At 74.3% G+C, this 11,798-nt stretch carries 12 protein-coding genes; 9 read left to right on the forward strand and 3 right to left on the reverse strand.

Annotated elements, in window-relative coordinates; all coding sequences use genetic code 11:
• Positions 1–26: 26 nt before the first annotated feature.
• A complete protein-coding gene (locus ACFWEK_RS11690; RefSeq protein WP_429765752.1) occupies positions 27–230 on the reverse strand; it encodes a cold-shock protein in 204 nt (67 codons plus the stop codon).
• 578 nt (positions 231–808) lie between these two features.
• Between ACFWEK_RS11690 and dcd the strand changes: the two genes are divergently transcribed.
• The 9 genes from dcd (at position 809) to ACFWEK_RS11735 (ending at position 10,221) form a co-directional block, all read left to right on the forward strand.
• The gene (gene dcd / locus ACFWEK_RS11695; RefSeq protein ID WP_430546413.1) at positions 809–1,384 is read left to right on the forward strand and encodes a dCTP deaminase; all 576 of its coding nucleotides are present in this window, start codon (positions 809–811) and stop codon (positions 1,382–1,384) included.
• 125 nt (positions 1,385–1,509) lie between these two features.
• Positions 1,510–2,628, forward strand: a complete 1,119-nt coding sequence (locus ACFWEK_RS11700; protein ID WP_430554150.1) for a hypothetical protein — start codon at positions 1,510–1,512, stop codon at positions 2,626–2,628.
• 114 nt (positions 2,629–2,742) lie between these two features.
• On the forward strand, positions 2,743–5,661 hold the full coding sequence (locus ACFWEK_RS11705) for a Na+/H+ antiporter subunit A (protein WP_430554151.1): 2,919 nt from the start codon (positions 2,743–2,745) through the stop codon (positions 5,659–5,661).
• On the forward strand, positions 5,658–6,203 hold the full coding sequence (locus ACFWEK_RS11710; RefSeq protein WP_430546410.1) for a Na(+)/H(+) antiporter subunit C: 546 nt from the start codon (positions 5,658–5,660) through the stop codon (positions 6,201–6,203). The genes ACFWEK_RS11705 and ACFWEK_RS11710 overlap by 4 nt, the downstream gene beginning before the upstream one ends.
• A complete protein-coding gene (locus tag ACFWEK_RS11715) occupies positions 6,203–7,819 on the forward strand; it encodes a Na+/H+ antiporter subunit D (protein ID WP_430554155.1) in 1,617 nt (538 codons plus the stop codon). The genes ACFWEK_RS11710 and ACFWEK_RS11715 overlap by 1 nt, the downstream gene beginning before the upstream one ends.
• Positions 7,816–8,394 carry a Na+/H+ antiporter subunit E gene (locus ACFWEK_RS11720; RefSeq protein WP_430554152.1) on the forward strand — a complete coding sequence of 193 codons (579 nt, stop codon included), beginning with the start codon at positions 7,816–7,818 and terminating at the stop codon, positions 8,392–8,394. Before ACFWEK_RS11715 ends, ACFWEK_RS11720 begins: the two co-directional genes overlap by 4 nt.
• Positions 8,391–8,792 carry a monovalent cation/H+ antiporter complex subunit F gene (locus ACFWEK_RS11725; protein WP_430546407.1) on the forward strand — a complete coding sequence of 134 codons (402 nt, stop codon included), beginning with the start codon at positions 8,391–8,393 and terminating at the stop codon, positions 8,790–8,792. The genes ACFWEK_RS11720 and ACFWEK_RS11725 overlap by 4 nt, the downstream gene beginning before the upstream one ends.
• Complete coding sequence (mnhG, locus tag ACFWEK_RS11730) at positions 8,789–9,145, forward strand: monovalent cation/H(+) antiporter subunit G (RefSeq protein ID WP_430546406.1); 357 nt, start codon at positions 8,789–8,791, stop codon at positions 9,143–9,145. The genes ACFWEK_RS11725 and mnhG overlap by 4 nt, the downstream gene beginning before the upstream one ends.
• Before the next feature lie 23 nt (positions 9,146–9,168).
• Positions 9,169–10,221, forward strand: coding sequence for a cation diffusion facilitator family transporter (locus ACFWEK_RS11735; RefSeq protein ID WP_430546405.1), 1,053 nt, complete (start codon positions 9,169–9,171; stop codon positions 10,219–10,221).
• A gap of 18 nt (positions 10,222–10,239) precedes the next feature.
• On the opposite strand, the gene ACFWEK_RS11740 is transcribed toward ACFWEK_RS11735, so the two are convergent.
• Positions 10,240–10,758 (reverse strand): methylated-DNA--[protein]-cysteine S-methyltransferase, encoded by a 519-nt coding sequence (locus ACFWEK_RS11740; protein ID WP_430554153.1) that lies wholly within the window; start codon positions 10,756–10,758, stop codon positions 10,240–10,242.
• Between the two features lie 87 nt (positions 10,759–10,845).
• Positions 10,846–11,798, reverse strand: a 953-nt coding sequence (locus ACFWEK_RS11745; RefSeq protein ID WP_430554154.1) for a DNA-3-methyladenine glycosylase family protein, incomplete at its 5' end; no start/stop codon positions are given.

Below are 11,798 nucleotides of genomic sequence, written 5' to 3' on the forward strand. Positions count from 1 at the left end.
CCGCGGACGGCGTGCCGGCGGCGGCGTCAGAGCGGGCGGATGTTCGACGCCTGCATGCCCTTGGGGCCCTGCGTGACGTCGAACTCGACCTGCTGGCCCTCGTTGAGGGAGCGGAAGCCGTCCGCGACGATGGCGCTGTAGTGCGCGAACACGTCGGCGGTGCCGTCGGAGGGGGCGATGAAGCCGAAGCCCTTCTCCTCGTTGAACCACTTCACAGTTCCGGTGGTCATGGTGTCTTCTCTCGTTGATGCGACGGACCCGCGAACCGGGGTCCGGTCGTCGCACCCGGGCGGGTGCGGACGGTGTGGGCGCGGGCTCGGCGAGCACGCGGGGCGCCGCGGCGGGACGGGGCGCGGAGCCCCGTCGCCTCGGCGAGGGTGGGGACGACGGCGACGGGCCGCGAGAAGCGGTCGTGCAGGTGATAGCCGTCCGGGAGTCGGGTGATCATGCCCCCGTACTCGCCGTCGACCGTCGCGACCCACAGGTCGTCGTCGGCCCGGCGCCACACGGGGGTAGGTCGGGTGCTGCCCTCCGCCGCGGACGCGGACGTGGGCCTTGCGATGGTGGAAGAAGTGATGCTCTCTGCTCTGCTCTCGTTCCGCGCGACTCGGTGTTCGGTTCGTCGGGCGGAGATCGTCGTGGACGGCGGGTCGCCGTCTGCGCGCGGACCTGGCTTCGATGCGAGGTACCGAAGAGTGCCGGGGTCGGATCCCGCGGCGTGCGCGGCCTCCAGGGTACACGAGGCGCGGCCGGGCTCCGGCACCGGGACGACGGGGCGCCCGCCCGCCGACGCGACTACCGTGTCCCCGTGCTGCTCTCCGACCGCGACATCCGGGCCGAGCTCGACGCCGGGCGGGTCGTCCTCGACCCCTACGACCCGGCGATGCTCCAGCCCTCCAGCATCGACGTCCGCCTCGACCGGTACTTCCGGCTGTTCGACAACCACAAGTACCCGTTCATCGACCCGTCGCAGGAGCAGCCCGAGCTCACGCGCCTCGTCGAGGTGTCGCCGGACGAGCCGTTCGTGCTGCACCCAGGCGAGTTCGTGCTGGGCTCCACGTTCGAGTCGGTGACGCTGCCGGACGACGTCGCGGCGCGCCTCGAGGGCAAGTCGTCGCTCGGCCGGCTGGGACTGCTCACGCACAGCACGGCCGGGTTCATCGACCCCGGTTTCTCGGGGCACGTCACGCTCGAGCTGAGCAACGTCGCGACGCTGCCGATCACGCTGTGGCCGGGCATGAAGATCGGCCAGATGTGCTTCTTCCGCCTGTCGTCGCCGGCGGAGCACCCGTACGGCTCGGACGCGTACGGCTCGCGGTACCAGGGGCAGCGCGGCCCGACGGCGAGCCGGTCGTGGCAGTCGTTCCACCGGAGCGAGGTCTGAGCGCCGCGCGCGGCCGCGGCACCGGGGCGCCCGACGGGCCGTTCCGCGACGGGGCGGGACGTCGCTACGCTCGGTCCCGCCGCGCCGGCACCGGCGCGCCCCGGTCCCGGAAGGAGATCCGCCAAGTGGCCCAGAACCAGCCCGCACTGCCGCCGCTGCCCCAGGTGGCGGCGCAGGGTCATCAGGCGCGTCACCTGCTGGGGGTGCCGTCGGACGTCGTCGTCGACGAGATTGAGGTCCTCGCGATGTCGCGGTTCGTCGGCACGCGCTGGGACGTGGTCCCGGCGGACCTGCCCGGCGCGGACGTCCCCGTGGGTCGCATGGCGAACCCGGGGGAGCCCGGGGTGCTGCGGCTGTCGCGGCACAGCGTGGTCTCCGGCCCGTACGCGCCGTCGGGCAAGGGCGTGGACGCGGGCCTGCCCGGCGGCACCGCGATGGTGTTCGACGTCGTGTGCCCGCGCGAGCGCTGGGACGACGCGGCCCGCTTCGGCGGCGACCGCGACGGCCTCGGGCGGGCGTTCCCCGCGGCGCTGCCGAACCGCGAGGAGGAGCGGGTCGTCTCCTGGCTGCTCCAGGCGGCGCGCCGGCTGGGCGGCTCGGTGCGGCTCGACGTCGCGGGCCAGTGGGACGACGCGGACGGCGGCCGGCGCGCGGCCGGCCCGGGCGTCGTGCTGACCCCCGACCCCGATCGTGCGGTGGACCTCACGGTGTACTCGGACATCTGGCTGGACCCGCAGGCCGCGCACCGCGTGCTGCAGGCCACGCACCCGCGGGTGCGGCTCGCGACCGAGGGCAGGCCGTACGAGGGCCCGCCCGCGGGGATCGCGGACCGTCCCCTGTACCCGGGGGAGCCGCTCGACCCGGAGGTGCGCAAGGCGATCCACGAGCGCGCCGACGACGTCGACATCGAGGCCCTGCAGGCGCCGATGGTGCTCGACGCGTACGGCCTGACGACCGACCTCGGCCTCGACGGCTCCGTCACCGTCGAGGTGATCGGCGACGAGACACTGCCCCTCCTGGTGCGCGAGCTGCCGTGGGCCGCCGCGGGCGCCGTCTGCTACCACGTGCGCTGGGACCCGCCGGACCTGTACGAGGCGAACCAGGAGTTCCCGCAGGCGGCGCACGTCGTCGCCCGGCGGCGCGCCGCCGACCTCGTCGGGAAGATGGCGGTGGCGATCCACGCCGCCGTGGGCGGCGAGATCGCGGACGAGGCCGACTTCCTGCTGGCCGCTGAGGACCTGTAGGAACGGCGTCGAGCGACCCAGGTCACACCGACGTGTCATCTCGTCAGCGTCGGACCATCGCTCGATGCCGGTAAAGTAAAGCCGACGCCCCGCCCCTCGACCGGACGGAGTGCTGTGCTCTCAGTGCTGCTCTTCACCTTCCTGCTGGCCCTCGCGGCGCCGGCTCTGGTGGCGTGGGTGGGCAGGAGAGCCTTCTGGGTGCTGGCCCTCGGGCCCGCGTCGGCCGCCGCGTACGCGCTGGCGATGACCCCCCGGGTGACGGCGGGAGACTTCCCGACCACCGAGGTGCCCTGGGTGCCCGGCCTGCACCTGTCGATCACGCTGCAGCTCGACACGCTCGCGTGGTTCATGCTGCTCGTGGTGGGCGGCGTGGGTGCCCTGGTGCTGCTCTACTGCTCCGCCTACTTCGCCCGCGACGCCCTCGGCCTCGGCCGGTTCGCCGCCGTGCTCACGGCCTTCGCCGCCGCCATGGTCGGCCTCGTCGTCGCCGACGACCTGCTGCTCCTGTTCGTGTTCTGGGAGCTCACCACCGTCTTCTCCTACCTGCTGATCGGCCACTACGCCGACCGCAAGGCGTCGCGTCGCGCGGCCATGCAGGCGATCGTCGTCACGACGGCGGGCGGCCTCGCGATGCTGGTCGGGCTCATCATCCTCGGCGTCGTGGGCGACACCTGGCGCGTCTCGGAGCTGGTCGCGAACCCGCCGTCGGGCACCGCGGTCACGTGGGCGGCCGTGTGCCTGCTCGCGGGCGCCGCGACGAAGTCCGCGCTCATCCCGTTCCACTTCTGGCTCCCCGCGGCGATGGCGGCCCCGACGCCGGTGTCCGCGTACCTGCACGCGGCGGCCATGGTCAAGGCGGGCGTCTACCTCGTGGCCCGCTTCGCGCCGGCGTTCGCCGACCTGCCCGTCTGGCGCTGGCTGGTGCTGGTCCTGGGCGGCGGCACCCTGCTGCTGGGCGGCTACCAGGCGCTGCGCCAGCACGACCTCAAGCTCGTGCTCGCGTTCGGCACCGTCTCCCAGCTCGGCCTGATCGTGCTGCTCCTGGGGCTCGGGAGCAAGGCGCTGGCGCTGGCCGGCCTCGCGATGCTCGGGGCGCACGCCATGTTCAAGGCGGCGCTGTTCCTCGTCGTCGGCGCGGTCGACGTCGCCACCGGCACCCGCGACCTGCGCAAGCTGTCCGGGCTCTGGCGCACGATGCCGTTCACCGCCGTCGCGGGCGTGCTCGCCACGGCGTCGATGATCGGCTTCCCGCCGTTCGCCGGGTACGTCGCCAAGGAGGCCGCGCTCGAGGGCCTGTGGCACGACGTCATCCACGGCGCCGGGGCGGTCGAGTGGATCGCGCTCCTCGCGGTGGTCGTCGGCTCGGCGCTGACCGTGGCGTACGGCCTGCGGTTCGCGTGGGGCGCGTTCGGCACCAAGCGGCGCCCGGGCGCCACCGCGGCCGCCGCGCTGGGCGACACCCCCACGACGCGCGACGCCGCGGCGGAGCCGGCGCCCGCGACGCCGGTGCGCCGCCAGCCGTGGCTGCTCGTCACCCCGCCGCTCGTGCTCGCCGTCCTCGGCCTGGCGGTCGGGCTCGTCCCCGCGACGGGGGAGCGCCTGCTCGCCCCGTACGCGGACCGCTACCCGGGCGGCGAGCCGGGCCACCTCGTGCTGTGGGGCGGGTTCACGCCGGTCCTCGCGATCACCGTGCTGGTGCTGCTCGCCGGCTTCGTCCTCTTCTGGCAGCGCGCCCGCGTGGAGAAGGCCCAGGACTTCCTGTGGTCCCCGCGCTCCGCCGAGGTCACCTACCGGCGCACGATGCGCCGGCTGGACGACCTGGCGGCCGACGTCACCGCCGCCACCCAGCGCGGCTCGCTGCCCGTCTACCTCGGCATCATCCTGGTCGTCCTGGCCGTCGCGCCCGGCGCGGTCCTCGCGTCCGGGCTGGTCAGCGGCCACCCGCAGGTCGAGCTCGTCCTGTGGGACCGCCCCGCCGACGCCGCGGTCGTCGCCGTCGTCGTCGTCTCCTGCGTGCTCGCCGCCCGCGCCCGCCGACGCCTCAAGGCCGTCCTCCTGGTGGGCGTCGCCGGGTATGCCAACGCGACCCTGTTCATGCTGCACGGCGCCCCCGACCTCGCCCTCACCCAGGTGCTGACCGAGACGATCACGCTGGTCGTCATGGTGCTGGTGCTGCGCCGCATGCCCCCCTACTTCACCGACCGGCCGCTCGCCGCGAGCCGCTGGCTGCGGCTCGCGCTGGCCGTGGTGACCGGCGCCGTCATGATGGCGTTCACCGTCGCCGCGCCGCTGGTGCGCGTCTCCGAGCCGATCAGCACGCACTTCCCCGACGAGGCCTACACGTGGGGCGGCGGCAAGAACATCGTCAACGTGACCCTGGTCGACATCCGCGCCTGGGACACCGTCGGCGAGATCTCCGTGCTGCTCGTCGCGGCGACCGGCGTCGCGTCGCTCATCTTCCTGCGGCAGCGCAGCGGCGAGGTGCTGCGGCTGTCCCGCGTGGACGAGGTCAGCCGGTCCGACCCGCACACGCGCCGCGTGTGGCTCGCCGCGGGCAGCACGCTGGAGCCCGAGCGCCGGTCCGTGCTGTTCGAGGTCGTCACCCGCGTGATCTTCCACGCCATGATCGTCTTCGCGCTGTTCCTGCTGTTCAGCGGGCACAACGCGCCCGGCGGCGGCTTCGCGGCGGGGCTCGTGGTCGGCATCGCGTTCGCCGTGCGGTACCTCGCGGGCGGGCGGTACGAGCTGGGCGAGGCCGCGCCGATCAACCCCGGCGTGCTGCTCGGCACCGGCCTGTTCCTCTCCGCCGGCGTGGGTCTCGCGACCCTCGTCGCCGGGCAGGAGGTGCTGCAGAGCACGATCGTCGACCTGCACTTCCCGGTCCTCGGCGAGGTGCACCTCGTGACCTCGCTGTTCTTCGACATCGGCGTGATGCTCGTCGTCGTCGGCCTGGTGCTCGACCTGCTGCGCACGCTCGGCGCCGAGATCGACCGCCAGGACCCGCGGCCCGCCCGCGAGGAGGTGTCCGCGTGATCGTCCTCGAGAACACGCCGCCGGCCATCCTCGTGCTGGCCATCGGCGTCCTGTTCGCCACCGGCGTCTACCTGCTGCTGGAGCGCCCGCTCACCCGGGTGCTGCTCGGCTTCGTCCTCATCGGCAACGGCGTCAACCTCATGCTGCTGGTCATGGGCGGGCGCTCCGGCGCGTCGCCGATCATCGGCAACGCGCCGGACGGCGTGCGGATGAGCGACCCGCTCGCCCAGGCGATGGTGCTCACCTCGATCGTCATCACGCTCGCGCTCACCGCGTTCGTGCTCGCCATGGCCTACCGGTCGTGGCAGCTGCACGGCCACGACGAGGTCGCGGACGACGTCGAGGACCGGCGCGTCGCCCGGCACGCGGCGCTCAACGCCCCCGCGTTCGAGGACGCGGACGACACCGAGCCGGACCGGACGCTCGACGAGGAGGCCGCCGACGTGTACGACGACGTCGACGACAGCGACGACGGGCCCGCCGAGGGCCACGCCGACCGTCACGCCGACCGTCACGCCGACCGTCACAAGGAGCGCCCGTGATGCCCTGGGACTCCGCCACGCTGGTGCCGCTACCCGTCATGGTGCCGCTCTTCGCGGCCGGGCTGACGCTCGCCCTGCACCGGTACGCCCGCGTGCAGCGCATCATCAGCGTCACCGCGCTCGCCGCCGCGCTCGCGGCGTCCGTCGGCCTGCTGGTCGCCGCGGACGGCGGGCCGATCGTCGTCGAGGTCGGCAGCTGGGCCGTCCCCGTCGGCATCGACCTCGTGGCCGACCGCATCTCCGCGGTGATGCTCACCGTCTCGTTCGTGATGCTGCTCTGCGTGCTCCTGTACTCGCTGGGCCAGGGCGTGCCCGAGGGGGAGGACGACCCGGGCACGACGCGCGGCGACATGATCCCCGTCGCGATCTTCCACCCGACGTTCCTCATCCTGGCCGCGGGCGTGGCGAACGCGTTCCTCACCGGCGACCTGTTCAACCTCTACGTCGGGTTCGAGATCCTGCTCGCGTCGTCCGCGGTGCTGCTCACCCTGGGAGGCACGGCCGAGCGCATCCGTGCGGGGTCGGTGTACATCATCGTCACGCTGGTCTCGTCGACGCTGTTCCTCAGCGCCATCGCGCTCATCTACGGCGCCACGGGCACCGTGAACATGGCGCAGCTCGCGGAGCGGCTGCCGGAGATCGACCCGACCGTCCGCACGGCGCTGCAGCTCCTGCTGCTGCTCGCGTTCGGCATCAAGGCCGCCATCTTCCCGCTGTCCGCCTGGCTGCCGGACTCGTACCCGACGGCGCCCGCGCCGGTCACCGCCGTGTTCGCGGGCCTGCTCACCAAGGTGGGCGTGTACTCCATCCTGCGCACGCAGACGGTGCTGTTCCCGGACAACCCCACCGTGGACCAGGTGCTCATGGTGCTCGCGCTGCTCACCATGGTCATCGGGATCCTGGGCGCCGTGGCGCAGAACGACGTCAAACGTCTGCTGTCGTTCACCCTGGTCAGCCACATCGGCTACATGATCTTCGGCATCGCGCTCGCCACCGAGGCGGGCACGGCCGCGGCCATCTACTACGTGGTGCACCACATCTCCGTCCAGACGGCCCTGTTCCTCGTGGTGGGCCTCGTGGAGTGGCGGGGCGGGTCGACGTCGCTCGACCGGCTCGGCGGCCTCGCCAAGCTCGCCCCGGGGCTCGCGGTGCTGTTCTTCGTGCCCGCGCTCAACCTCGCCGGAATCCCGCCGCTGTCCGGGTTCCTCGGCAAGGTCGGGCTGCTCACGGAGGGCGCGACCGTGGGGACCGGGCTGGCGTGGGTGCTCGTCGTCGGTTCGGTCGTGACGTCGCTGCTCACCCTCTACGCGGTGGTCAAGGCGTGGAACAAGGCGTTCTGGCAGGCGCCGTCGGAGGAGATCGAGTCCGACGTGCCGCTGCCGCGCGGCATGGTCCTGCCTACCGGCGCGCTCGTCGCGTTCGGCCTGCTGCTCACCGTCGCCGCCGGCCCGCTCTACGGGTACGCCGAGCGCGCCGCCACCGCGTCGATGGATGGCCACACCTACGTGGACGCCGTCTTCCCCGACGGGGCGGACCGCGGCCGGGGCGAGTCCGTCGTCGTGGGCGGCGACGCCGACGACGCGCAGGGACCGGCGCAGGGAGGTGGGCACGGATGAGCCCGCAGTCGCGCCGACCCGCCTACCTGCTGCGGCGGCTGGGCTCGCAGTGGCACGCGCTCCTGCTGCTCACCGTCGTGTGGGTGCTGCTGTGGGGCGACCTGTCGTGGGCCAACGTCATCGCGGGCGCCGTCATCGCCGGGACGGTGGTCACGCTGTTCCCGCTGCCGAACGTCGACATGCACGGCACGGTGCGGCCGTGGCGTGCCGTCGTGCTCGTGGCGCGGTTCGTCTCCGACCTGTTCGTCGCGTCGTTCGAGGTGGCGTGGAAGGCGGTCCGGCCGGGCCCGACGCCGCACGGCGCCATCGTCGCCGTCCGGCTGCGCAACCCCGAGGACGCGTACCTCACCATCACGGCCGTGATGTCGTCGCTGGTGCCGGGGTCGCTGGTCGTCGAGGCGCGCCGCAGCACCGGCGTCGTCTACCTGCACGTGCTCGACATCGACGCGTCCGGCGGCGCGGAGGCCGTGCGCCGCGACACGCTGGCGCTCGAGGAGCGGGTGCTGCGGGCCTTCGCCAGCGACGCCGTGCTGTCCCGGTGCGGGCTGGCGCCCGGGCGAGGGGAGGACGCATGATGCTCGCCGCCGTGATCGCGGCCGCCGTGCTGGTGGCCGTCGCCGCGCTGCTCGCGCTCGTGCGGGTGGAGCGGGGACCGTCGATGCTCGACCGGGCGGTCGCGCTGGACACCCTGACCGTCACCCTGGTGTGCGCCATCGCGATCGAGGCCATCTGGTCGCGACGCACGGAGACCATCCCGATCCTCGTCGCGCTGTCGATGGTGGGCTTCGTGGGCTCGGTGACGATGGCCCGCTTCGCCGCGAAGGAGCCCGTGGACGAGGGGCGCGTGCGCACGCCCGAGGAGGTCGCCGCGCAGGCGCGCGCCGCCGACGTGTCGCGCGGAGAGCAGCGGGACGGCGTGCGCGCCATCGATGCCGAGGACGACGCCGAGAGCGCGGGGGGTGCCCAGCGATGACCCACGTCGACCCGGGGGTGTGGACGACGGTCGCCGACGCCGTCGCGGCGGTCTGCCTGCTCGCCGGCGCGTTCCTGACGCTCGGCGCCGGGCTGGGCCTGGTGCGCTTCCCGTCCCTGCTGGCCCGCATGCACACCGTCACGAAGCCGCAGGTGCTGGGCCTCATCCTCCTGCTCACGGCGCTCGCGCTGCGGGTGCGCAGCTGGTCCGCCGTCGCGATGCTCGTGCTGGTCGTCGCGTTCCAGCTCGTCACGTCGCCCGTCGCCGCGCACATGGTGGGCCGCGCGGGGTTCCGCACGGGCAAGGTCGACCCCGACGACCTGCGCCCCAACGAGTTCGGCGAGCCCGACTGACCCGCGGCTGATAGACCGGGCGCATGGCACCAGCCGAGCCCGACCACGCCGCCGCGCCCGACCCGTTCGCCGCTCTCGCGCACCCCGCGGAGACCGATCCCGCCGCCGCGCCGCCGGAACCCCTCGCCAGCCCGCGCGTCGTGCAGGACGCGCACTCCGGCGGCGAGAGCACCCTCACCGTGATCGTCGCGTTCGCCGCGAACGCGTTCGTGGCCGTCGCGAAGTCGGTGGCGGCCGTCGTCACCGGGTCGGCGTCCATGCTCGCGGAGGCCGTGCACTCCTGGGCGGACACCGGGAACGAGGTGTTCCTCTTCGTCGCCGACCGCCGCTCACGCCGCCCCGCCGACCGCGAGCACCCGCTCGGCTTCGGCCGCGAGGCCTACGTGTGGTCGATGTTCGCCGCCATCGGGCTGTTCGCCGTCGGCGCCGGCGTGTCCATCACGCACGGCATCCAGGAGCTGGTGCACCCCGAGCCCGCGAGCGACTTCGGCGTCGCATACGCCGTGCTCGGCATCGCGTTCGTGCTCGAGGGGATCTCGTTCCTGCAGGCCAGCCGGCAGGCGCGGGCCGAGGCGAAGAAGGCCGAGCATGACGTCCTGCACCACGTGCTCGTCACGTCCGACCCCACGTTGCGCGCGGTCTACGCCGAGGACGCCGCCGCGCTCGTCGGCCTCGTCGTCGCGTTCGGGGGCGTGCTCGCGCACCAGCTCACCGGCTCGCCCGTGCCCGACGCCGTCGGCTCGATCGTCGTCGGCGTCGTGCTCGCCGTCGTCTCCCTGGTCCTCGTGGACCGCAACCGTCGCTTCCTCGTCGGCGAGGCCGCCCGGCCCGAGACCCGGGCCGCCGTGCTCGCGCACCTCGTCACGATGCCGCAGGTGGAGCGGGTCACCTACCTGCGGCTCGAGTACGTGGGGCCGCGGTCGCTGTACCTGGTGGCGAGCGTCGACCTCAGCGGCAACGAGCCGGAGGAGACCGTCGCGCGGCGTCTGGACGACCTCGAGCGGGCGGCGACGCGGGTGCCCGTCATCGCCGGCGCGGTGTTCACGGTGTCCACGCCGGAGGAGCCTTCGCTGTGAGGCCGCCGGCCGCCGGGATCAGCCGGCGTGGCGGGCCTCGTGGGCGAGCAGGCTGCGCTTGACGTCGAGGCCGTAGCGGAAGCCGCCGAGGCTGCCGTCGGTCCGCAGCACCCGGTGGCACGGGACGAACAGGGCGGCGGCGTTCATCGCGCACGCGCCGGCCGCCGCGCGGACGGCGGCGGGACGGCCGGACAGCTCCGCGTAGCGGGTGTACGTCACGGGGACTCCGGCGTCGACGGTGCGCAGCACGTCCCACGCGTGCGCGCGGTACGGGCCGGAGACCTGGCGGACGGGGACGGCGTCGATCGCGCGCACGTCGCCCGCGTAGTAGGCGCGGACCGCGGCGACGGCAGAGGCGACCGCAGGGTCGTCGTCAGGCACGGGCGTCGTGGCCGTGGGCCGGACGTCGGGGTGGACGAGGCCGACCAGGGCGTCGGCGTCCGTCGTCCAGCCGGACGCGAGGACCGTGCCGTCCGGGTCGACGACGACGGTGAACGGACCGTCGGGGGTGCTGAGGGTGGTGGTGCGGGCGGACATGGTTCCTCCGTGAGGTCGGACATGAGGTCGGACATGAGGTCGGGCGCCGAGCAGCACGGGTGCTCGGGATGCCGGTTGAGGACGGCGTCACTGCCTGGTCGGCGGGAGGGCGGCGCGCCACAGGTGCAGGGCGGCGTACGAGCGCCACGGCGCCCAGCGCCCGGCGCGGGCGGCGAGCGCGCGCGACCGGGCCGAGCGCGGGGCGTCGTCCGGCAGGCCCAGGTCGACGCCGGCCGCGGCCGCGCCCGCGAGGAGCGCGACGTCGCCGTCGAGCCAGGCGTCCGGGTCGCGCAGCACGCGCATCGCCACGTAGGCGGCGGTCCACGGCCCGATGCCACGCCGCGCGACGAGCGCGGCGCGCAGCGCGTCGCCGTCGTCGCCCACCCCGACGGCGAGGGTGCCGTCGTCGAGCGCGCCGGCGGTGTCGACGACCGTCGCGACGGAGCGCGCCGGCAGGCGCAGGTGGTCCGCCGCCGCGGCCGCGACCTGTGCCGCCGTCGGGAACAGGTGCGTGAGCCCCGGGACCGCGGAGACGTACGGGGTGCCCGCGCCGGCGGCGAGCCGACCGAGGTGCGTGCGCGCGGCGGCCACGCTGATCTGCTGCCCGACGATGGCGCGCACCACGATCTCGTGCGGGTCCACCGTGCCGGGCAGGCGTAGGCCGGGCCTGCGGGCGACGAGCGGCGCCAGCGCCGGGTCGTCGGCGAGGGCCGTGTCGACGGCGGCCGGGTCGGCGTCCAGGTCGAGGAGCCGGCGCAGGCGGGTCACCGCGACCGAGACGTCGGCGGCGGACGCGAGCTCCAGGCGCACGGCGACCCGGCCGGGCCCCACGCCCGGCCCGGCCATGACCTCCGCCGCGCCGGGCCCGTGGGGGAGCAGCAGCGTCCGGGCGTACCGCACGTCGTCGCCGTCGAGGTCCGCGACCTCCACACCGTCGACGGCGCGCGCCGCGAGGAACGCGACGACGCCGCGGGCGTCGAACGGCTCGCGCACCGGCAGCTCCAGGTCGAGCCGGACGCGCGCGGCGCTGTCTCTTATAC

This window comes from Isoptericola sp. NPDC060257 (genome assembly GCF_042726645.1).
GTDB classification, from domain to species: domain Bacteria; phylum Actinomycetota; class Actinomycetes; order Actinomycetales; family Cellulomonadaceae; genus Isoptericola; species Isoptericola nanjingensis.